Origin of the sequence: Streptomyces sp. NPDC059787, assembly GCF_042732315.1 — a bacterium.
GTDB lineage: Bacteria > Actinomycetota > Actinomycetes > Streptomycetales > Streptomycetaceae > Streptomyces > Streptomyces atrovirens.
The window spans coordinates 121,063-141,511 of the sequence record NZ_JBHWHX010000009.1; the positions used below are offsets into that span (position 1 = coordinate 121,063).

At 71.6% G+C, this 20,449-nt stretch carries 18 protein-coding genes and 2 pseudogenes; 11 read left to right on the top strand and 9 right to left on the bottom strand.

From position 1 onward, the window contains the following. Window positions 1-67: 67 nt before the first annotated feature. The 3 genes from ACFV5H_RS11070 to ACFV5H_RS11080 form a co-directional block, all read right to left on the bottom strand. Window positions 68-1,159, bottom strand: a complete 1,092-nt coding sequence (locus tag ACFV5H_RS11070; RefSeq protein WP_385194163.1) for an NAD(P)-dependent alcohol dehydrogenase — start codon at window positions 1,157-1,159, stop codon at window positions 68-70. Further along, on the bottom strand, window positions 1,156-1,665 hold the full coding sequence (locus ACFV5H_RS11075; RefSeq protein WP_385050949.1) for a DUF4334 domain-containing protein: 510 nt from the start codon (window positions 1,663-1,665) through the stop codon (window positions 1,156-1,158). The genes ACFV5H_RS11070 and ACFV5H_RS11075 overlap by 4 nt, the downstream gene beginning before the upstream one ends. A gap of 87 nt (window positions 1,666-1,752) precedes the next feature. Then, window positions 1,753-2,475, bottom strand: a complete 723-nt coding sequence (locus ACFV5H_RS11080) for a TetR/AcrR family transcriptional regulator (protein ID WP_385194165.1) — start codon at window positions 2,473-2,475, stop codon at window positions 1,753-1,755. A 262-nt stretch (window positions 2,476-2,737) separates the two neighbouring features. On the opposite strand from ACFV5H_RS11080, the gene ACFV5H_RS11085 reads away from it, so the two are divergent. From ACFV5H_RS11085 to ACFV5H_RS11110, 6 genes are all read left to right on the top strand, one after another. Continuing rightward, a complete protein-coding gene (locus tag ACFV5H_RS11085; protein ID WP_385050945.1) occupies window positions 2,738-3,892 on the top strand; it encodes a CaiB/BaiF CoA transferase family protein in 1,155 nt (384 codons plus the stop codon). Next, complete coding sequence (locus ACFV5H_RS11090) at window positions 3,892-4,917, top strand: LLM class F420-dependent oxidoreductase (RefSeq protein WP_385050943.1); 1,026 nt, start codon at window positions 3,892-3,894, stop codon at window positions 4,915-4,917. The genes ACFV5H_RS11085 and ACFV5H_RS11090 overlap by 1 nt, the downstream gene beginning before the upstream one ends. Continuing rightward, window positions 4,914-6,062, top strand: coding sequence for a long-chain specific acyl-CoA dehydrogenase (locus ACFV5H_RS11095; RefSeq protein WP_385194167.1), 1,149 nt, complete (start codon window positions 4,914-4,916; stop codon window positions 6,060-6,062). The genes ACFV5H_RS11090 and ACFV5H_RS11095 overlap by 4 nt, the downstream gene beginning before the upstream one ends. A 76-nt stretch (window positions 6,063-6,138) precedes the next feature. Beyond that, window positions 6,139-7,353: an acetyl-CoA C-acetyltransferase gene (locus tag ACFV5H_RS11100; RefSeq protein ID WP_385194169.1), complete on the top strand. Its 1,215-nt coding sequence runs from the start codon at window positions 6,139-6,141 to the stop codon at window positions 7,351-7,353. A 39-nt stretch (window positions 7,354-7,392) separates the two neighbouring features. After that, complete coding sequence (locus tag ACFV5H_RS11105) at window positions 7,393-9,567, top strand: 3-hydroxyacyl-CoA dehydrogenase NAD-binding domain-containing protein (RefSeq protein ID WP_385194172.1); 2,175 nt, start codon at window positions 7,393-7,395, stop codon at window positions 9,565-9,567. 274 nt (window positions 9,568-9,841) lie between these two features. Then, a complete protein-coding gene (locus ACFV5H_RS11110; RefSeq protein WP_385194174.1) occupies window positions 9,842-11,680 on the top strand; it encodes an AMP-dependent synthetase/ligase in 1,839 nt (612 codons plus the stop codon). 98 nt (window positions 11,681-11,778) lie between these two features. Here ACFV5H_RS11110 and ACFV5H_RS11115 read toward each other — a convergent pair whose 3' ends face one another. Then, window positions 11,779-12,918: an acyl-CoA dehydrogenase family protein gene (locus ACFV5H_RS11115; RefSeq protein WP_385050934.1), complete on the bottom strand. Its 1,140-nt coding sequence runs from the start codon at window positions 12,916-12,918 to the stop codon at window positions 11,779-11,781. A gap of 128 nt (window positions 12,919-13,046) precedes the next feature. Here ACFV5H_RS11115 and ACFV5H_RS11120 point away from each other — a divergent pair, with 128 nt between their 5' ends. Next, on the top strand, window positions 13,047-13,673 hold the full coding sequence (locus ACFV5H_RS11120; RefSeq protein ID WP_385050932.1) for a TetR/AcrR family transcriptional regulator: 627 nt from the start codon (window positions 13,047-13,049) through the stop codon (window positions 13,671-13,673). A gap of 55 nt (window positions 13,674-13,728) precedes the next feature. Here the strand turns inward: ACFV5H_RS11120 and ACFV5H_RS11125 are convergent, their stop codons facing one another. From ACFV5H_RS11125 to ACFV5H_RS11145, 5 genes and pseudogenes are all read right to left on the bottom strand, one after another. Further along, entirely contained in the window at window positions 13,729-15,234 is a 1,506-nt protein-coding gene (locus ACFV5H_RS11125; protein WP_385194176.1) for an aldehyde dehydrogenase family protein, read from the bottom strand. Continuing rightward, entirely contained in the window at window positions 15,231-16,181 is a 951-nt protein-coding gene (locus ACFV5H_RS11130) for an oxygenase MpaB family protein (protein ID WP_385194178.1), read from the bottom strand. The genes ACFV5H_RS11125 and ACFV5H_RS11130 overlap by 4 nt, the downstream gene beginning before the upstream one ends. A 627-nt stretch (window positions 16,182-16,808) precedes the next feature. Continuing rightward, window positions 16,809-17,027, bottom strand: a pseudogene (locus tag ACFV5H_RS11135) (transposase family protein); the annotation flags it as partial. A 114-nt stretch (window positions 17,028-17,141) separates the two neighbouring features. Then, a complete protein-coding gene (locus ACFV5H_RS11140) occupies window positions 17,142-17,474 on the bottom strand; it encodes a glutaminase (RefSeq protein ID WP_385194180.1) in 333 nt (110 codons plus the stop codon). Window positions 17,475-18,057: 583 nt separating this feature from the next. Next, window positions 18,058-18,525: a MarR family winged helix-turn-helix transcriptional regulator gene (locus ACFV5H_RS11145; RefSeq protein WP_385050924.1), complete on the bottom strand. Its 468-nt coding sequence runs from the start codon at window positions 18,523-18,525 to the stop codon at window positions 18,058-18,060. Window positions 18,526-18,903: 378 nt separating this feature from the next. On the opposite strand from ACFV5H_RS11145, the gene ACFV5H_RS11150 reads away from it, so the two are divergent. The 4 genes and pseudogenes from ACFV5H_RS11150 to ACFV5H_RS11165 form a co-directional block, all read left to right on the top strand. Next, on the top strand, window positions 18,904-19,212 hold the full coding sequence (locus tag ACFV5H_RS11150) for a GNAT family N-acetyltransferase (RefSeq protein ID WP_385050922.1): 309 nt from the start codon (window positions 18,904-18,906) through the stop codon (window positions 19,210-19,212). A gap of 31 nt (window positions 19,213-19,243) precedes the next feature. Then, the gene (locus ACFV5H_RS11155; protein ID WP_385050920.1) at window positions 19,244-19,654 is read left to right on the top strand and encodes a (4Fe-4S)-binding protein; all 411 of its coding nucleotides are present in this window, start codon (window positions 19,244-19,246) and stop codon (window positions 19,652-19,654) included. A gap of 106 nt (window positions 19,655-19,760) precedes the next feature. After that, a complete protein-coding gene (locus ACFV5H_RS11160; RefSeq protein ID WP_385050918.1) occupies window positions 19,761-20,132 on the top strand; it encodes a nuclear transport factor 2 family protein in 372 nt (123 codons plus the stop codon). Window positions 20,133-20,260: 128 nt separating this feature from the next. Then, window positions 20,261-20,437 (top strand): annotated as a pseudogene (locus tag ACFV5H_RS11165) (thiamine pyrophosphate-binding protein); the annotation flags it as partial. Window positions 20,438-20,449 lie beyond the last annotated feature (12 nt).

Here is a 20,449-nt window from a genome sequence, read left to right on the forward strand (position 1 = left end):
GGACGCGAGCGGGCACGCCGTCCGGCACCGCCGTTCCCGGTGCCGGAGCGGCCGGCCGGGTGAAGGTTCAGGCGAAGGTGAGCACCGGCTTGACCACGCTGCCGTCCCCCATGGCGGCCACAGCCGCGCCGATGTCCTCGAACGGGAAGGTGGTGACCAGCCGCTCGACCGGGAAGAGGCCGCGCCTGTGCAGGCCGATCAGCTCGGGGATGAAGCGGCCGGGGTCGGAGTCCCCCTCGATCACCCCGTGGACGCGGACGCCCTTGGCGAGCAGGGCCGTCATGTCGAACGTCACCTCACCGCCGAGGCCGAGGAGGGCGAGTTCGCCGCGCGGGCGCAGCGCGCCGACGGCCCGGCGGGCCATCTCCGGACGGCCGGTGGTCTCGACGACGTGGTGCGCGCCACCGCCGGTGAGGTCGCGCAGCGCCGCCACCAGGCCGTCCCCGGGGGCCAGGGCCGCCTTGGCGCCGAGTCCGGTGGCCAGGACACGGCGGGAGGCGACCGGGTCGACGGCCACCACCGGGTCGCAGCCCACGGCCACCGCGGCCATCAGCGCGCTCAGCCCGACCCCGCCCGCACCCAGGACGACCAGCGAGGAGCCCGGTCCGGGGCGCAGCCGGTTGAGCACGGTGCCCGCGCCCGTCTGGCCGCCGCAGCCCAGCGGCGCGGCGACCGCGGCCGGCAGGCCGGAGGGCACCTTGACCACGCCGCGTTCGTGGACGACGGCGTGCGTGGCGAAGCTGGACTGGCCGAAGAAGCCGGCGTGCAGCGGTGCGCCGTCGAGGGAGAGCGGGGTGGTGCCGTCGTCGCGTCCACCGGAGAAGTTCCGGGCCCGCGCGGCGTGGCAGTAGGCCGGATGGCCCGCCGCGCACTGCTCGCAGGCGCCGCAACTGGCGAAGGTGAGGCAGACATGGTCCCCCGGTACGAGGCCGGTCACCTCCGTGCCCACCGCCTCGACCCGGCCGGCGCCCTCGTGGCCGAAGACCATCGGGGTGAGGTGCCGGGGCCAGGTGTCCCGCATCCCCAGGTCGGTGTGGCAGACGCCGACCGCGGTCATCCGCACCAGCACCTCGTGCGGCCGCGGGTCCTCGAGGTCCGCGTCCCGGACGGTGAACGGGGCGCCCGGCGCCTCGGTGACCGCGGCGCGGACACGCCTCACGAGCCCTCTTCGGTACGGGGAGCCCCGTGCGGGGCATCGGGGGCGCGATGGAGGAAGAAGTAGTAGAAGGGGCCTTCGGCGGGGACGCCCTTGGCGTTCATGATTCCCATCAGTGTGGTGTCGTCCACCCGCTTGAAGTGGTCGAGGACCGGCCGGCCGTCGTAGACCATGGTGGCCGTCGACTCGCCGCGGAACTCGACGGTCCACAGGCTGGCCTCGCCCATGCCGAGCTCGCGGTTGGAGTACAGCTCGCCCTTCTCGTTCCGGCAGATCAGCGGCTTGGCGTCGTGGACGGCGGCGAACGTCTTGCCGTACCAGCCGGCCTTCGCCAGCGTGCCGTTGAGGGGGTGGCCGGTGTCGAACTCGCCGCCCTTCCACTCACCGAGGATCTCCTCGGGGCGGACGGTCGCCAGCACCGCCCAGATCTCGTCGAGTTCGGAAGGGTCGACCGGGCCGTCCTTCTCCCGGAGCTCCTGGAACCGGGCGCGGGCCTCGAGCACGTCCATGTGGGCTGTCCTCTCGTCGGTGCTGGAACCATGGGGGTGGAACGTGGGGATGCGGCCGGTGGGGCCGTACGGCGGTGCCGTGCCGCGTCACCGGGAGGCGCGCGGAGCCGGACCCCGGGAGGCCCGGGTCCGCGCGGGGGAGAAGTGCCGCGGGAGTGCGAGGGCGGGGTCTCCGGTGACCGCGCCGGGGTGGCCCACGGTGCCGAGGCTCAGCAGCACATGGCGTTCGGCGACCTCCTCCGCGGTGAGCGGGCCGTCCTCGCGGAACCAGTTGGCGACCCCCTGGCACATGATGAGCACCGCACGCACCGCGTCGGCCGGGACCGGCGTGGTGAACACGCCACGGGCACGGCCCGCCTCGACCGTGTCCAGCAGCATGTGCTGGAGATAGTCGCGCAGGGCGACGTAGCGGGCCCGGTTCTGCGGCTCCAGGCTGCGGATCTCGGTGTCCAGGAAGGCCAGTTGCTGACGGTGTGCCATGTAGAGCACGATCGACTCGACCATGCCGCAGAACCGCGCCAGCGGATCGTCCCCGGCCTCCCCGGCCGCGGTCCGGCAGCGGTCCAGGACGTCCTTGATGGAGGTCTCGAGGAGCGTGGCCAGCAGCGCCTGCTTGTTCTCGTAGTGGTAGTACAGCGCGGGCACGGTGACGCCGACCCGGCCGGCGATGTCCCGGACCGAAGTGCCGTGGTAGCCGTGCTCGTTGAAGGCCTCCATGGCGTGGACCAGGATCGGGTGCAGGTCGAGCGGCCCGTAGGAGCGCCAGTGCTCCGTCGAGGGCGTGGTGTCCTGGCTCGGCTCGGTGCTCAACGGCTCTCCTCAAGACGGGCGGCGATCGGCGACATCGTACGGCCGTGAGTCCGCGTCATCTCCTTCCGGCAGCTTAGCGATCGATCAGGGAAACGGGGAGACCGGCGTCCGGCTCGATGTCACTTCCCCGGTGCGGGGCCGCAAAAACTCCCGCAGTTCGGGTAGTTGACCGTCCGCCCGCGCTCTCCTACGTTCTTAGCGAACGCTCAGTAAGGTCCCGGTCGAGCGGCGGCGAGCCCGCCGCGCACCGAGAGAGGAACCCATGAGCCAGCACCCTCCCGACCCACCCGGCCGCCGCATGGCGGGCCCGCTGGACGGCGTGCGCGTGGTCGAACTGGCGGGGATCGGCCCCGGTCCGTTCGCCGTGATGCTCCTCGCCGACCTGGGCGCCGACGTGGTGCGCGTGGACCGCCCCGGTCCCTCGCCGCTCGGCGGCGATCCCGCCCGTGACGTGACCAACCGCAACAAGCGCTCCGTCCTGGTCGACCTCAAGTCACCCGAAGGGCCGCGAACGGTAAGGGCGCTGGCGGCGCGCGCCGAGATCCTGGTGGAGGGGTACCGGCCCGGTGTCGCGGAGCGGCTCGGGGTCGGCCCCGAGGAGTGCATGGCCGGCAACCCCGCGCTGGTGTACGGCCGGATGACCGGCTGGGGCCAGCGGGGACCCCTCTCCTCCCTGGCCGGGCACGACATCGGCTACATCGCCACCGCCGGCGCCCTGTCCATGATCGGCACGCCGGACGGGCCACCCGCCGTCCCCGTCAACCTGCTCGGCGACTACGCGGGCGGCTCCCTCTACCTGACCACCGGCGTCCTCGCCGCGCTGCTCACCGCCCGCGCCACCGGCCGCGGCCAGGTGGTGGACGCCGCGATCGTGGACGGCACCGCACACCTCACGGCCATGTTCTGGGGCATGCTCGCCGAGGGCACCTGGCAGGACGCCCGCGGTCGCAACCTGCTCGACGGCGGCTGCCCCCACTACGGCGTCTACGAGACCGCCGACGGCGGCTGGATGGCGGTCGGAGCCCTGGAACCGCAGTTCTACACGGTGTTCGTCTCCCTGCTCGGCCTGGTCGGCGAGGACCTGCCGGACCGCGCCGACCCGCGCAACTGGCCCGAGCTGCGCGCCGTGTTCACCGCCCGGTTCAAGACCGCCACCCGTGCGGAGTGGACGGCTCTCTTCGAAGGCACCGACGCCTGCGTCGCGCCCGTGCTCTCGCTGCACGAGGCGGCCGGTCACGGGCACCTGACCGGACGAGGCACCTACACAAAGGCGTACGGCATCACCCAGCCCGCCCCCGCCCCCCGCTTCTCCGGCACCCCCGGCACCCTCCGCCTCCCCCCGGCCGCCCCCGGCGCGCACACCACCGACGTGGCCCGCGACTGGGACGTACCCGAACTGATCGAGGACCACCGCTGATGGAACTCTCCTCACCCCTGACGTACGCCGGCGACCCGCGCGCCGCCGCGGACCGGGCCGCCGCCCTGGAGTCCGCGGGGCTCGACGCCGTCTGGGTGGCCGAGGCCTACGGCTTCGACTCCCCGACGGTCATGGGATACCTCGCCGCGAAGACCGAGCGGATGCGGATCGGCTCGGCGATCCTCAACGTCTACTCCCGCAGCCCCGCGCTGATCGCCCAGACCGCGGCCGGACTCGACGCCCTCACCGGCGGACGCGCGATCCTCGGCGTCGGCGCCTCCGGACCCCAGGTCGTCGAGGGCTGGCACGGCCGCCGCTACGACCGCCCGCTGGGCCGTACCCGCGAGGTGATCGAGCTGTCCCGGCGGATCTGGCGGCGCGAGGTGATCGAGCACCACGGCATCACCGACCTGCCCCTGCCGGCCGAGAAGGGCGGCACCCTCGGCAAACCGCTGAAACTGCTGAACCACCCGGTCCGCGACACCGTCCCCGTGTACGTCGCCGCGCTCGGCCCGGCCAACGTCCGCATGACCGCCGAACTCGCCGACGGCTGGCTGCCGTTCCTCTACGTCCCCGAACACGCCGCCAAGGTCTGGGGCGGACCGCTCGCCGAGGGCACCGCACGGCGCGACCCCGCGCTCGGCCCGCTCTCGGTCGTGGCGGGCGGCCCGCTGGCCATCGGCGACGACGCCGAGGCCGTCCGTGACCTGATGCGCCCCACCGTCGCCCTCTACGTCGGCGGCATGGGCGCACCCGGCCGCAACTTCTACCACGACCTGGTCTGCTCCTACGGCTACGAGTCCGCCGCCGCCACGATCCAGGAGCACTACCTCGCGGGCCGCAAGAAGGACGCGGAGGCCGCCGTACCGGCCGAACTGCTGGAGCTCCTCTGCCTGGCCGGCCCCGAGGGCCATGTCCGCGACCGCGTCGAGGTGTTCCGCGAGGCGGGCGTCACCATGCTCAATGTCACCCCCGTCGGTCCCGATCCCGCCCGGCTGATCGAGCACGTGAGGAGTTGGCTGTGACCTTGGAACGCGACCTGTACGGCCCCGACCACGAGGCCTTCCGCGAGACCGTCCGCGCCTTCCTCGCCAAGGAGGTGGCCCCGCACCACGAACGCTGGGAGAAGGACGGCGTCGTCGACCGCGAGGTGTGGCGCTCGGCGGGCCGCCAGGGCCTGCTGGGCATGGCCGTCGACGAGGAGTACGGCGGCGGCGGGACCGACGACTTCCGGTACAGCGCCGTCCTCATCGAGGAGTTCGCCCGCGCGGGTGCCTCCGGGCTCGCCCTGAGCCTGCACAACGACATCGTCGGCCCCTATCTGACCCGGCTCGCCACCGAGGAGCAGAAACGCCGCTGGCTGCCCGGATTCGTCTCCGGCGACCTCGTCACCGCCATCGCCATGACGGAACCCGGCGCCGGCTCCGACCTCCAGGGCATCCGCACCACCGCCACCGACCGGGGCGACCACTACCTGCTCAGCGGCACGAAGACCTTCATCTCCAACGGCATCCTCGCCGACCTCGTCGTCGTGGTCGCCCGCACCACTCCCGAGGGCGGCAGCGGCGGGCAGAGCCTGCTCGTCGTCGAGCGCGGCACGGAGGGCTTCGAACGGGGCCGCAACCTCGACAAGATCGGCCAGAAGGCCCAGGACACCGCCGAGTTGTTCTTCGACGACGTACGCGTCCCCAAGGAGAACCTGCTGGGCGAGGAGAACCGGGCCTTCACCCACCTCATGGGCAACCTCGCCCAGGAACGGCTGGCCATCGCGGTCGGCGCCGCCGCCGCGGCCGAGGAGATCCTGGACGTCACCACGCGGTACGTGAAGGAACGCGAGGCGTTCGGGAGGCCGCTGGCCAAGCTGCAGCACATCCGCTTCGAGATCGCCGAGATGGCCACCGAGACCGCGGTCACCCGCACCTTCCTGGACCGCTGCGTCACCGAACACAGCCGGGGCGGACTCGACGCCGTACACGCATCGATGGCCAAGTGGTGGGCCACCGAACTGCAGAAGCGGATCGCCGACCGCTGTCTGCAACTCCACGGCGGATACGGCTACATGACCGAGTACCGGGTCGCCAGGGCGTTCGTCGACGGCCGCATCCAGACCATCTACGGCGGCACCACCGAGATCATGAAGGAGATCATCGGCCGCTCCCTGCTCGCTTGAGCGCCGACCGACCTCCCCGACCACACCCGTGTCGCGTTCGCGGCCTCCTCCAGACCCGACCCGGAAGGCACCCAAGGTGACCACCGAAGCGTACGTGTACGACGCGATCCGCACCCCGCGCGGTCGCGGCAAGGCAGGCGGGGCCCTGCACGGCACCAAGCCGGTCGACCTGGTCGTCGGCCTGATCCACGAGACCCTCCGCCGCTTCCCGGACCTCGACCCGACGGCGATCGACGACATCGTCCTCGGCGTGGTCAGCCCCCTGGGCGACCAGGGCGCGGACATCGCCCGCACCGCCGCCGTCCTCGCGGGTCTGCCGGAGACGGTGGCGGGCGTCCAGGAGAACCGCTTCTGCGCGTCCGGTCTCGAAGCCGTCAACATGGCCGCGGCGAAGGTCCGTTCGGGCTGGGAGGACCTGGTCCTGGCGGGCGGCGTGGAGTCCATGTCGCGGGTCCCGATGGGCAGTGACGGCGGCGCCTGGGCGCTGGACCCGCGGACCAACCACGACACCGGCTTCGTCCCCCAGGGCGTCGGCGCCGACCTGATCGCCACCCTGGAGGGCTTCTCCCGGCACGACGTGGACTCCTACGCCGCGCTCTCCCAGGATCGGGCCGCCGCCGCGTGGAAGGAAGGACGCTTCGACCGCTCCGTCGTCCCCGTGCGGGACCGGGGCGGGCGGCTGGTCCTCGACCGGGACGAGCACATGCGGCCCGGCACGACGGCGGAATCGCTGGGCAGGCTGAAGCCGTCCTTCGCCGACCTCGGCGAACTGGCAGGCTTCGACGCGGTGGCACTGCAGAAGTACCACTGGGTGGAGCGGATCGACCACGTCCACCACGCGGGCAACTCCTCCGGCATCGTCGACGGCGCCGCCCTGGTCGCCATCGGCAGCGAGGAGGCCGGCGGGCGTCACGGCCTGACCCCGCGGGCCCGGATCGTCTCCGCCGCGGTCTCCGGGGCCGACCCCACCATCATGCTCACCGGGCCCGCGCCCGCCTCCCGCAAGGCGCTCGCCAAGGCCGGCCTGACCGTCGACGACATCGACCTGGTCGAGATCAACGAGGCGTTCGCCGCCGTCGTCCTGCGCTACGTCAAGGACATGGGGTTGAGCCCGGACCGGGTCAACGTCAACGGCGGCGCCATCGCCATGGGGCACCCGCTCGGCGCGACCGGCGCGATGATCCTCGGCACCCTCGTCGACGAACTCGAGCGCCAGGACAAGCGGTACGGGCTGGCCACGCTGTGCGTCGGCGGCGGCATGGGCATCGCCACCGTCGTCGAACGCCTCTGAATCCCGGCGACCCGCCACCTCACTCACGGAGACTTCCTCATGACCGAGAGCACCACCATCCGCTGGGAAGAGTCCGACGACCACGTGGTCACCCTCGTCCTCGACGACCCGGACCAGTCCGCCAACACCATGAACGCCGCGTTCATCGACTCGCTGGACATCGTCGCGGCACGGCTGGCGGAACACCGCGAGACCCTCCGGGGCGTCATCGTCACCTCCGCCAAGAAGAGCTTCTTCGCCGGCGGCGACCTGCGCGACCTGATCTCCGTCACTCCCGGGACCGCGGAGGCCTCCTTCGAGGCCGGGATGCGCGTCAAGCGCTCGCTGCGCGTCCTGGAGACACTGGGCAAGCCGGTCGTCGCCGCGATCAACGGCGCGGCGCTGGGCGGCGGTTACGAGATCGCCCTGGCCTGCCACCACCGCGTGCTGCTGGACGGCCCGGCCGCCCGCGTCGGGCTTCCCGAAGTCACCCTGGGACTGCTGCCCGGCGGTGGGGGAGTGACCCGCACGGTCCGTATGTTCGGTGTGGCGGACGCCCTGCGGAAGGTCCTCCTGGAGGGCACCCGGTACGGACCGGCGCGCGCCCTGGAGGCCGGCCTGGTCGACGAGATCGCCGCCGACCCGGACGAACTCCTCGCCAAAGCACGGGCGTTCGTCGACGCCCACCCCGAGTCCACGCAGCGCTGGGACGCCCCCGGGTACCGCATCCCCGGCGGCACCCCCTCGAGTCCGCAGCTGGCGGCCCGACTTCCCGCCCTCCCCGCGATGTTGAGGAAGAAGACGGGTGGCGCCCCCTACCCGGCCCCGCGCAACATCCTCGCGGCGGCCGTGGAGAGCTCCCAGGTGGACGTGGAGACGGCCTTCGTGGTGGAAGCCGGGTACCTGACGGAACTGGTCACCGGGCAGATCACCAAGAACATGATCCAGGCGTACTTCTTCGACCTGGGGGCCGTGAACTCCGGCGCCGGCCGTCCCCGGGGCGTCGAGCCGCGCAGGGTGACCAAGGTGGCCGTGCTCGGCGCGGGCATGATGGGCGCGGGCATCGCCCACTCCTGCGCGCTGGCCGGGATCGACGTCGTGCTGAAGGACGTGTCGGCACAGGCGGCGGCCAAGGGCAAGGGTTACTCGGAGAAGCTGTGCGCCCAGGCCGTGTCGCGCGGTCGCACCACGCGGGAGAAGGCCGACGCCCTGCTGGCCCGCATCACCCCGACCGCCGACGTCCGGGACCTGGCCGGCTGCGACGCGGTGATCGAGGCGGTCTTCGAGGACACCGGCCTCAAGCACAAGGTGTTCCAGGAGATACAGGAGGTCGTCGCGCCCGACGCGCTGCTGTGCTCCAACACCTCCACCCTGCCCATCACCGTCCTCGCCAAGGGGGTGCAGCGGCCGCAGGACTTCGTCGGCCTGCACTTCTTCTCGCCGGTCGACAGGATGCCGCTGGTGGAGATCGTCAAGGGCGAGAAGACGGGGGACGGGGCCCTGGCGCGCGCCTTCGACCTGGTGCGGCAGATCCGCAAGACGCCGATCGTGGTCAACGACTCGCGCGGCTTCTTCACCTCCCGGGTCATCGGCCGCTTCATCGACGAGGGCGTCGCCATGGTCGGCGAGGGCATCGAGCCCGCCTCGGTCGAGCAGGCCGCCGCCCGGGCCGGCTACCCGGCCAAGGTCCTCAGCCTGATGGACGAACTCACCCTCACCCTCCCGCGCAGGATCCGCGAGGAGACCCGCCGTGCGGCCGAGGCGTCGGGCCGCCGCTGGGAGCCGCACCCCGCGGACGCGGTGGTGGACCGCATGATCGACGAGTTCGGCCGCCCCGGACGGTCCGGCGGCGCGGGCTTCTACGACTACGTCGACGGCAGGCGCGCCGGGCTCTGGCCGGGGCTGCGCGAGCACTTCACGGACCCCGTGAAGCAGCCCGCCGACCTGACCGAGATGGTGGAGCGGATGCTCTTCGTCGAGGCGCTGGACTCGGTGCGCTGCCTGGAGGAGGGCGTGCTGACCTCGGTGGCGGACGCCAACATCGGCTCGCTGCTCGGCATCGGCTTCCCGCCGTGGACGGGCGGCGTGCTGCAGTACATCAACGGCTACGACGGCGGCCTGCCCGGCTTCGTGACCCGCGCGCGTGAACTGGCCACGAAGCACGGCGAGCGCTTCGCCCCGCCCGAACTGCTGCTGCGCAAGGCCGAACGGGGCGAGACCTTCACCGATTCCTGACCCGCTCCGAGGACCCGCGACGTTCCGTATCTCCTGAGCACCGGCCGGTTCCGTGGGCGGGGCCGTCCGTCTCCGGCCGGCATCCGCTCCGGGGGCTGTGGCGTCGCGTATCTCCTGAGTACCGGCCGGTTCCGTGGGCGGGGTTCTCCGTCCCCGGCCGACCGGACCCACGGGCGGCCCCCACCTCCCCCCAGCTCCGCCCGACACGCCGGCAGGGGCATTCCAGCGCCCCGGTCTCCCCAGATGTTCCCTTCCGACCCGCAAGGAGGCCCCGATGACATCAGCACCCCGCACCACCGGCGACCTGTCCGACGACCCGGCCGGCCGGACCCTGCCGCAGCTACTGGCCCGAAACGCACGCGAGTACCCGCAACTCCCCGGCCTCTCCTGGCAGTCGGCGGACCCGGACGGCGACGGCGACTGGACGACGCTCCGCTGGGCGGAGATCCACGAGCACACCCGGAGCCTCGCCGCCGGCTACCGGGCCCTCGGCGTCGGCCGAGGCGACCACGTGCTGATGATGATGTCCAACCGGCCCGAACACTGGCTGTCGGACCTGGCGCTGGTCCGCCTCGGCGCGGTCCCGGTCAGTGTCTACGGCACCGCGGCCCCCGAGCAGATCACCCACATCGCCCGCAACTGTCGGGCCCGCCTCGCCGTCGTCGAGGGGGCGGCGCAGGTCGCCGTGTGGGAGCCGTTGCTGGCCGACACCGACACCCCGCTGGAGCGTCTGGTGGTGGCCGAGGCGGGCGCGGAGGGCGGCCACGTCCCGTACGCCGCCCTGCTCCGCGAGCCGGCGCCGGAGCGGTTCGCCAAGGAACTGGACACCGCCCGCCCCGAGGATCCGCTGACCGTCGTCTACACCTCCGGCACCACCGGCGAGCCCAAGGGCGTCGTCCTCACCCACCGCGAGGTGATGTCCAACGCCCTGGCGCTGGACGCCGTGGTGGAGCTTCCCCCGCACGTCGAGCACATCTGCTACCTGCCGTTCGCCCACATCGCCGAGCGGATGCTGGGCATCTACCTGCCCTGCCACCGTGCCTCGCACGTCCACCTCTGCGCCGACCCGACGCGCGTCGGCGAGGTGGTGCGCAAGGTGCGCCCCGCGCAGTTCTTCGGCGTGCCGAGGATCTGGGAGAAACTGTCCGCCGCCGTACGGGCCGTCCTCTCGCTGATGCCGGCCGAGCAACGGACGGTCATCGACCGGGCGTTCGAGGTCGCCCGCGAGCACGTCGGGTACCGCGAGCGGGGCGAGACGCCGCCCGCCGAGCTCGAGGACCGCTATGTCCGCGCCCGCGAGGACGTACTGCTGCCGTTGCTGGCCGCGGGCGGTCTGGACCGGGTGACCTGGGCGGCCAGCGCGTCGGCGCCGATGTCGGTCGACGTGGTGAGGTTCTGGGCCGGTTTCGGCATCGTCATCATGGACGCCTGGGGGCTGACCGAGACCACCGGCGTGGCCACCAGCAACAGCCCGAAGACCGGCTTCCGGATCGGCTCGGTGGGACGCCCGGTGGAGTCCGTGGAGATCCGTACCGCCGAGGACGGCGAGATCCTGGTGCGGGGCTCCTCCGTCTTCTCCGGCTACCTTCGGCCGGACGGCTCGGTGCGGTCCGCCCTGGACGCCGACGGCTGGCTGGCCACCGGCGACATCGGCCGGACCGACGAGGACGGCTACCTCTGGCTCACCGACCGGAAGAAGGAGATGATCATCACCTCCACCGGCAAGAACGTCTCGCCGGCCCTGGTGGAGAACGCGCTCAAGGAACACCCGCTGATCGGCCAGGCGATGGTGCACGGCGACAACCGCTCCTACCTCGTCGCCCTGCTGGTGCTCGACCCGGAGGCCGCCCCCGCCTGGGCCGCGGCCAACGGCGTCCGGGCGGACGGGGGACCGGCCGGGCTGGTGCGGCACCCCGCCGTCCGGGCGGAGGTGGACCGCGCGGTGGCCGCCGCCAACACCCGGCTCAACCGCACCGAGCAGGTCAAGCGGTACGAGCTGCTGGCGGAGGAGTGGGGCCCGGCGACCGGCGAGCTGACTCCGTCGCTGAAGATGCGGCGCCGGGTCATCCGGGACAAGTACGCCGACGCGCTGACCGGGCTCTACGAGGACTGAGCCGGGCCGCGTTCCTTCCGCGACCCCGCGCTTCCCCCGCACGAAGGACGGCCGCCCGCCCCCTGTCCGGGGGCGGGCGGCTTCCGTGTCCGGCCGTCTCAGAGGCCGTAGGTCCTGCCGATGACGTCCCGCTGGATCTCGCTGGTCCCGCCGTAGACCGTGGAGACGACCGCGGCCCGCAGATGGCGCTCCATGTCGAACTCCGTGGTGTAGCCGTAGCCGCCCATCATCTGCATGCCCTCCAGGGCGGCCCGCTTGGCGATCTCGGTCGCCTTCAGCTTGGCCATGGACGCCTCGCGCGGGAACAGCCGGTCCGGCCGCGCGTCGCAGTCCAGCGCCACCTCGCGCACCAGCAGCCGGGTGCACTCGATCTCCGTGGCGAGATCGGCGATCCGGTGCCGCAGCGCCTGGAAGGAACCCACGGGCCGCCCGAACTGCTCGCGTTCGCGGACGTAGGCGACGGTGTCGTCGAAGGCGCGGCGGGCCAGGCCCAGCATGTTCGCGGCCAGGAAGAGCCGCTCGTAGTTCAGGCCGGCCATCAACTGCCGCCATCCGCCGTCCACTTCACCGACGACGGCGTCAGCGGGCAGCCGTACGCCGGTGAGGAAGACGTCGTTGACCTCCCGGCCGCGCATGGTCTCGATGCCCCGCACCTCCACGCCCGCGGTATCGGCGGGCAGATGGAACATGGTCAGACCGCCGTGCTTGTCCTCACCGGTGCGGGCCACCAGCAGAATGCTCTTCGCGCAGTGCGCGTTGGAGATCCAGGTCTTCTGGCCGTCGATCACCCATGTGCCGTCCCCCTCCCGCCGGGCGCGGCAGCGCAGCGCGCCGACGTCGGACCCGGCGCCGGGCTCCGACATGGCGATGGCCAGGACATCGCCGTGCACCGCCCCGGTGAGCACCTCGCGCCGCTGCCGCTCCGTGCCGAACCGCTCGTACGCCTTCGCGGTGATGACGGTGGTGACGAAACCCCCGCACGGGACCATCCCGTACGAGGTCTCCTCCAGGAAGAGGCAGGCGTCGGCCAGTCCGCCGCCGGAGCCGCCGTACTCCTCGGGCAGGCACACCCCGAGCCAGCCCAGCTCGGCGAGCCTTCCGTACAACTCGGGGTGGTGGGCCTCGCGGCCGTCCCCTGCCAGCGCGTCGCGCTGCTCTCGGGTGCCGCACTCGCGCTTGGCGAAATCGCGCACGGCCGCGGCGAAAGCGGCCTGTTCCTCGGTGAGTCGACTGCCCATCAGGTCCTCCGGGATCCGGGTGCCGGTCGGCGGCTCGGTCAGGGTCGGGCACACAAGTGGGTTACAGAGATACGATAGATGTTTCCCAGTATCTCAGGGAAGTGTTCGCCGGTATCGTGAGGAGCACCATGAGAACTGACACGAACGACTCGTGGCTCGCCCGGGCCCTCGACCGGCCGGAGCCGGAGGACCGCATGGCGTTGCGGATCCTCGACGCGGCACTGGAACAGTTCACCCTGCTGGGTCTGCGCCGCTCCTCCGTGGACGACGTCGCCAAGCGGGCCGGGGTCTCCCGGGTCACCGTCTACCGGCGCTTCCAGACCAAGGACAAGCTGGTCGAGGACACCCTGCTGCGCGAGCTCAGCCGGTTCTTCCAGCGGCTGGACGCGGCGGTGGCGGCGCTGCCGACCATGAAGGAGCGGGTCGTCGAGGGGTTCGTGGTGGCCCTGCGCCACACCCGCGCCCATCCGCTCTTCGGCGGCCTGCTGCGTCTCGAACCCGAAGTGGTGCTGCCCTACCTGACCGTGCAGGGCAGCTCCTCGCTCTCCGCCACCGTCGAGTACCTGACGGTCCATCTGCGCCGCGCACAACAGGCCGAGGGCCGCCCCGACGAGGACCCGCGTCCGGTCGCCGAGCTGATGGTGCGGGTCGCCGTGTCCTTCCTGCTCAACCCCGCCAGCTGCATCGAGATGGAGGACGAGGACCAGGCCCGGGCCTTCGCCCGCCGCTACCTGGCCCCGCTGCTGGACGCCTGACCGGCCGGGACCGTCCGCTCGGACGGCCCCGGCCGGCGGGACGCCGCCCGGCCGTTCAGCGGCGCCGGTGCAGTGCCCGCGCCAGCCGCACGGCGCGCTCCCGCGTGGCGGCCGGAACCCCGAAGGAGGTCAGCGCGACCGGCGGGGTGAACCGCTGTACCGTCGTCGACTGCACGGAGGCGAAGGCGCGCAGCCCCTCCTCGCCGTGGATCCGCCCGAAGCCGGAGTCCCGTGAACCGCCGAACGGCAGCGCCGGCACCGCGGCGAAGCCCAGCACCGAGTTCACCGACACCGCCCCCGCGCGCAGCCGCGCCGCGATCGCCGCACCGGCGCGTCCGCCGCGGCAGAACACCGCGGCCCCCAGGGCGTAACGCGAGGCGTTGGCCCGCTCCACCGCCTCGTCCACGTCGGCCACCGGGTTGATCGCCACGACCGGCCCGAAGGTCTCCTCCGCCATCGCCGCCGCGTCCTCCGGAACGCCGGTCAGCACCACCGGCGCGACGTACGGAGCGCGCACCGACTCGGGCCCGCCCAGCAGGGCCCGCGCACCCGCCGCGACCGCACCGGTCACATGCCGCTCGACGACCGTGACCTGGCCCGGCAGCGTCATCGGGCCGTAGGAGGCGTCCGCCCCGGCACCCGGACGCAGCGCCCCGGCCCGCTCGACCACCCGTTCGCACAGCGCCGAGTGGATCTCACGCACCGCGTAGACGCGCTCCACCCCCGCGCAGGTCTGCCCCGCGTTGCTCAGCGCGCCCCACACGATCGCGTCGGCCGCCGCGTCCAGGTCCGCGTCCGCGGTGACGATCACCGCGTCCTTCCCGCCGCACTCGGCGAGGAACGGCGTCAGCGTCTCGGCGCACACCGCCATCACCTTGCGGGCCGTCCCCGGCGAACCGGTGAACGCCAGTTTGTCGACCCCGGACCGGGCCAGGGCGTCCCCGGTGGACGCCGCGCCGGTGACGGTGGTGAGCAGCCCGGCGTGCCCGGGCACGGCGGAGTCGAAGAGCCCGGCCAGCAGGACCCCCGTGCCCGGGGTCAGCTCGGACGGCTTGAAGACCACGGCGTTCCCCGCGGCCAGGGCGTAACCGATGGAGCCCATCGGCGTGTACAGGGGATAGTTCCAGGGGCCGATCACGCCGACCACGCCCAGCGGCCGGTGCACCAGCGAGGCCCGCTGGTGGACGGTGAACAGTCCCGTGCCCACCTTCCGCCGGCGCAGCACGCGTCCGGCGTTGCGGGCGGCCCAGCCCAGGTGCTCCAGCGTGAGGACGACCTCCAGCGCGGCGTCACCGGCCGGCTTGCCGGTCTCCTCGGCGATGGCGCGGGCCACGGCGTCCAGGTCGGTGGCGAGCGCCTTCTTCCAGCGCAGCAGATGGTCACGGCGCCGGGACGCGGGCAGCGCCGCCCAGCCGGCCTGGGCGGTCCGGGCCCGGGCCACGGCGCGGGAGACCTCCTCCGGCCCGTCCACGGGGTGATCGGCGACCGGCTCGCCGGTCGCGGGGGAGTACGTGGTGAAGGTCGCGGCGCGTGGTGCGGTGGCAGGGGTGGTGTCGGTCATCGGGTCTCCTGACGGGGAGCGCGGGAAGCACGGGGGGCGGACGGCCGCGCCGGAACGGGGGCCCCTTCCGGCGGTGTCCCGTCCTGGAGCGGGGCCGGCGGACGGGAGTGCGCCCAGTGCGGACCCAGGTCGTCCAGGGTCCAGCCGAAGGGGTAGGTGCGTGCCTTGGGCTTGCGCGGGAACCGCTCCGGCCGTCCGGGCAGCAGGCGGATCAGCGCGGCCCGGACGCGGAAGCCGCGGTGGACGGCGGCCCGCACCCAGCGCGGCTCCGGGCGGAAGCCGAGCGCCGTCAGCAGCGGTTCGTCCAGGACGCCGAGTACGATCCGGGACGCCGGCCTCCGTAGTGGGGCCGGGTACCAGGAGGCCAGAATGCGCAGGGTGGCCGCGGCGACCCTGCGGTTGGCGGGGTCGTAGGCGTACATCTCCCGCTCGTAGTCGTCGTGGAGCCGCTCGAACGCGGCGTAGGTGCCGGGCACGCCGGAGATGCCCATCATCTCGCCCATCCGCCGGCCCACCAGCGCCAGGCTCTCGGTCTCCTGCTCGGACAGGCGCCGCCAGCCGAACCGGTCGATCCACCGCTTCGGCCCCACCACCGTGGTGGCGAGGACGTAGAGGAAGTCCTCGTTGGGGATCCGGTAACGGCCGTGGATGCGGTTCAGGTGGCGGGCGGCTGCCCGGCCGTGCTCCGAGTCCATCCCCTCGCGGACCATCTCGTACGTGATCAGCACCGTGTCGTCGTACCGCTTCTGACCGGCGCGTTCGAACTCCTGGGTGCGGTCCAGGAGCCGGGAGACGCGCGGGACGCCGAAGTCGCGCAGGAACGCGACCGACGTCCCGTGGAGATAGTCGCGGGGGAACTCGTAGTGGACGATCCACCGGTAGATCTGCTCGAAGTCCCGCTGCGGATCCATCTGCTGGATGCGGCGGAGCCGGCTGTAGCGGCCCATGGGTGATCCCTCCTGTCGGAATCGCGGCCACCGGCTCGCGGCACGAGCGGTCGGATCGCAGAAGCGGACGGTCTCCGCGTCGACCGGCACCCTGCCGTACGGGTGGGGATGACGATGCCGCCGGTGAGCCGGATGACGTGGCTGCGCGGTGCCGTGCGGGTCGTGGGCTGTTCGTGGGCTGTGAGTCGAAGATACTGAAACTATTGACTTGTTTCACAGGGCGTCAATACCCCGGACGCGACGGAGGCACGGGCGTCCGGCCGGACCGCCGCCCCGACGCGGTGTGAGTCCTGGAACACCCGAAGCGGCCGACCGGACACGCGGCTCGTTGTAACCTCCGGAGAACGCCCTTGACCTGCAAGAAGCAGGCAGGGGGCAGACAAAACGGGGATTTCTCCATGCTTCGTACCATGTTCAGGTCCAAGGTCTAGCATTTAGGTGTTTCCGCAGGTCAGCGCCCTGACCGCCGCCTCCTGGTCAGCAAATGGTCAGCAAGCCGGACGGTGTCCGGCTTGCTGACCTGCGCCGCGGCAGTGGCCTACTGCGGGACCCGGCGCCCCCGCGCCTCCCGGCGACGGCCCGCCGCCCCACCCCTACGTCGAGGCCGGCGCGGGCGGGCCGGTCGACAATGGTGGTGACATAGGCATGGGCAGTGCCGACGGATGTGCCGAACCCGGTGGCGATCTGCGTGAGCGTGTCGTGCCGGCGAAGATGGACCAGGGCGACGAGAGCACGCTGGTGGGGCGGGAGCTTGCGGCGGCGGTCACCCTCATGGGTGACGATGAGCACGGTTACCCACTCGACCAGGGCGTGAGGCAGGTCGAGTGCGGCAGGAAGGGGAACCAACGAGGCCCCTGTGCTGATGAGTCGAGACGTCGAACACCTCTCTCAACGGCACAGGAGCCTTGTGCGTCGCGGGAGACCACCTCGTCACCCGACCGGTGGCCGCTCCGAAAACGCTCAGTGATGACCCGATAGCCCTGGGCCAACAGTTGATGTCCTGTTGAATGATTCCCGGGAGGGCTCGACACCGACTTTGGCGAGCACGGAGTCGAATCCGTGATCAGACAGTGCCAGGGCGTATACGAACGGCTTGGAGATCGATTGGATCGTGAACTCGATATCGATGTCACCGGCGCCATATGTCTTTCCGTCAAGCATGGCAAAGGCTGCGCTGAGGTGCTCAGGGTCCGCAGCCACGAGCCCAGGGGTGTGTCCCGCCGGCTCTCCGGACGTATCCGACTTCACATCTGCGAGTGCCTCGGCCGGATAGTCCTTAATTATTGGCCGCATTCGTCCTCCATGCGTAATTGCAATCTTCGCACTGTGGTGTCCGCGCCGCGTCCGCCGTGGTAAGAGGCCGTACCTGTCAGCGCTTCACCGCGTCACATTGCCGATGCATCGGGGAGATGACCTCACGCTTCACCGAGCGTGGCACGCGTGATCACGCCTATGTCGTCAGGTACCGGCTGGCGGAACACACCACCACTCGCGGTGAATTTGTCGCCGTGTACCCGCAGATGGCGAGCGAACATCGGACACAAGGGTACGGCGGTGGCATTTTCGCGAAGCCGTCCCGGCGCCGTGTTCCGACGGGCGGATCGAAACGACGTGGGTGAGAGCGGCGAGTGACTGTCCCGTCGACCGGGACGTCGGCCACGGCCTCCGAGGCCCTTGGCAGGAGACACCAGCCGACGCTCGGGGAGGCCCGCGGAATGCCTGGCCTGCCGGCCGGCCCCCTGACCCCGGACGAGTGGCTCGGCAATGGGCGCGTCCGTCGCGAACTCGGCCGGCGGCCCGCGCACCGGGACGTCCCTGCCGGGCTGGTGCGCGGGCCGCCGTCCCGTGATACGGGGAGCCGTATCCCCTCGCCCGGTCAGTCCGGCTGCTTCTCCATGTGGTCCAGGACGCGCTTGCTGAGCCGGGCGAGTGTGCTGAGCTGGTTCGGGGTCAGGGCCTCGACGAACAGCCGACGGACGTGCTCGACGTGCTGGGGTGCGGCCTCTTCGATCGCCTTGTAACCGGCCGGGGTGGCGACGATGAACGCTCCGCGTCCGTCGTCGGGGCATTCCTCCCTGGACACGAGCCCGCGTTTCGCCATCCGCGTGACCTGATGGGACATCCGGCTCTTTTCCCACTCCACGAGTTTGGCCAGGTCCAAGAGGCGCATCCGTCCGTCGCCCCTTTCGGTGAGGCTGACGAGCACGATGTAGTCGGAGGCTGACATCCCGGAGTCGGCCTGCAGGCGGCGGGACAGTCGTCCGATGAGTTTCTCCTGCATGCGGATGAAGTTGTCCCAGGCGGCCTTCTCTTCCGGATCGAGCCAGCGTGGCGGTGCGTCCATGAGGGCAGTCTAACGAAATTGTTGACAGCTCATCCACTCGCGGTGGCGACGTGACCCCCGGCGAGGCCGTGTCCGTCGTGGCCAAGATGCTTCGGCACGGACCGGGCCTTGGTGCGCGAGCCGGAAGGCGCCGGGAGCGATGCCTGCCGGGCGGGTGGGGAACGTGCCGAAGCCGTCCGGCGCCAAGGCGAGGACGAGCGGCGGGAGCCGCGCCTCCTGCGGGTCGAGTCACGGGACGTGTCGGCGGGTCCTCCCGCATCACGTGCTCGCTCCCTCGTCGACGGTTAAGTTGATACATCAACCTGATGGGGTTAGGTTGATGTCCCGGCTGACGGGATTCTGCCGAGTCGAACGGGATCAAACCCACAAGGAGGACACATGACGGTCGAAGTGAGCGACGCGCCCGAGGCGAAGCGCTACGAGGCCCATGTCGATGGAGAGTCCAAGGTGGCGGGCGTCGCGGAATACATCCGTACGACGGAGCTCATCGCGTTCGTGCACACCGAGGTCGAGGCGGAGTACGAGGGCGCGGGAGTCGGGTCCGCGCTGGTTCGTACGGCCCTTGACGAGGCACGCACCGCGAACCTGCGGGTGCTGGCCACCTGTCCCTTCTTCGCGGGCTGGATCAGCCGGCACCCCGATTACCAGGACCTGCTGTACCAGTCCCGCAGCAAGGTCAGTGACTGAGAAGCCGAGCACGACAGTGACGGAGGCGGGCATGAGTGGCGAATCCGAGCAGAAGACGTACCGGACGGAGGCGATCGCGGTGACCTTCGAGGCCAGGCGCTGCCTCCATGCCGCCGAATGCGTCCATGGCCTGCCCGAAGTGTTCGACCCGACGAAACGGCCGTGGATCCAGCCGGATGAATCCACGGCCGAACGCCTGGCGGAAGTGGTGCGGCGCTGTCCCTCGGGCGCGCTCCGGTACGAACTCGCAGAGGGCGGGACGGAAACCCCCGACCGGCCCACCACGATCATCCGCAGTGCCACCGGGCAGCTGACCGTGCGCGGGGAGCTGAGTGTGGACACGCCACAGGGCGCACGCGCCGAGACCAGGGTCACGCTGTGCGGCTGCGGGCAGAGCCGCCTCCAGCCGTACTGCGACCACGCGGGGTCCTGCGGTCAGTGACGCGGCCGTGCGGTTGTCCGAGTACGGCGCCCCTGACGGTGCTCACGGCTCCGTCCGGCTGATCGTTCAAGAACCCCGACATGACGAAGAGAGTGTGACGGCCATCATGACCACGACCTCCACCGCACTGGACCGTTACATGGGTCTGTCCGACCGGGCGGTCCATGACGAAGCGGCTCTGGACGAAGCGCTGGCACTCTTCGCGGCGGACGCGACTGTCGAGATCGGTCCGGAGCCGGCGCACGGCAGTGAGGCCGTCGCAGCCTTCTACCGTGCCCACTTCGCCGCCCACGCCGAGATGAAGCACTTCTGGAACACCACGGTCCTTGATGACGGCACGCTCAGGGCCGAGTGGGTCTGCGCGGCACGCAAGACGGACGGCGGCCTCATCACCGTCGCCGGGGTGGAACACGCCACGCTCGATGCTCAGGGTCTCATCAGCCGTCTCCGCAACGAGTTCACCCGTCTCCCCGGCTGAGCCGGCCCGGTCGTCGTGGCTCCAGGCGTCCATCAGTCCGAGCGGCCGCGGGTTGATGAGCGGAACGACATTGAGGCCGGCGAGAGTCATGTGGGACAGGTGTGCAGCCCGAGGGGAGAAGGCCGGCGATGCGGAATCCGACAGTGGCCCAGCAGATGGTGGACGTTCTGCGCCAGGCGGGCGTGGCACGGATCTACGGCGTGGTGGGTGACAGCCTGAACTCGGTGGTCGACGCGGTGCGTCGTACCGACGGCATCGAGTGGGTGCATGTACGGAACGAGGAGGCCGCCGCCTTCGCCGCGGGCCGGACAGTGCTC

What these genes read in the sequence shown, in the direction of transcription:
- ACFV5H_RS11130 (WP_385194178.1), bottom strand. Translation starts at nt 16,181, where the DNA reads ATGGGCCGCTACAGCCGGCTCCGCCGCATCCAGCAGATGGATCCGCAG.
- ACFV5H_RS11090 (WP_385050943.1), top strand. Translation starts at nt 3,892, where the DNA reads ATGGAACTCTCCTCACCCCTGACGTACGCCGGCGACCCGCGCGCCGCC.
- ACFV5H_RS11155 (WP_385050920.1), top strand. Translation starts at nt 19,244, where the DNA reads ATGAGTGGCGAATCCGAGCAGAAGACGTACCGGACGGAGGCGATCGCG.
- ACFV5H_RS11115 (WP_385050934.1), bottom strand. Translation starts at nt 12,918, where the DNA reads ATGGGCAGTCGACTCACCGAGGAACAGGCCGCTTTCGCCGCGGCCGTG.
- ACFV5H_RS11160 (WP_385050918.1), top strand. Translation starts at nt 19,761, where the DNA reads ATGACCACGACCTCCACCGCACTGGACCGTTACATGGGTCTGTCCGAC.
- ACFV5H_RS11125 (WP_385194176.1), bottom strand. Translation starts at nt 15,234, where the DNA reads ATGACCGACACCACCCCTGCCACCGCACCACGCGCCGCGACCTTCACC.
- ACFV5H_RS11110 (WP_385194174.1), top strand. Translation starts at nt 9,842, where the DNA reads ATGACATCAGCACCCCGCACCACCGGCGACCTGTCCGACGACCCGGCC.
- ACFV5H_RS11145 (WP_385050924.1), bottom strand. Translation starts at nt 18,525, where the DNA reads ATGGACGCACCGCCACGCTGGCTCGATCCGGAAGAGAAGGCCGCCTGG.
- ACFV5H_RS11085 (WP_385050945.1), top strand. Translation starts at nt 2,738, where the DNA reads ATGAGCCAGCACCCTCCCGACCCACCCGGCCGCCGCATGGCGGGCCCG.
- ACFV5H_RS11120 (WP_385050932.1), top strand. Translation starts at nt 13,047, where the DNA reads ATGAGAACTGACACGAACGACTCGTGGCTCGCCCGGGCCCTCGACCGG.
- ACFV5H_RS11140 (WP_385194180.1), bottom strand. Translation starts at nt 17,474, where the DNA reads ATGCGGCCAATAATTAAGGACTATCCGGCCGAGGCACTCGCAGATGTG.
- ACFV5H_RS11150 (WP_385050922.1), top strand. Translation starts at nt 18,904, where the DNA reads ATGACGGTCGAAGTGAGCGACGCGCCCGAGGCGAAGCGCTACGAGGCC.
- ACFV5H_RS11075 (WP_385050949.1), bottom strand. Translation starts at nt 1,665, where the DNA reads ATGGACGTGCTCGAGGCCCGCGCCCGGTTCCAGGAGCTCCGGGAGAAG.
- ACFV5H_RS11105 (WP_385194172.1), top strand. Translation starts at nt 7,393, where the DNA reads ATGACCGAGAGCACCACCATCCGCTGGGAAGAGTCCGACGACCACGTG.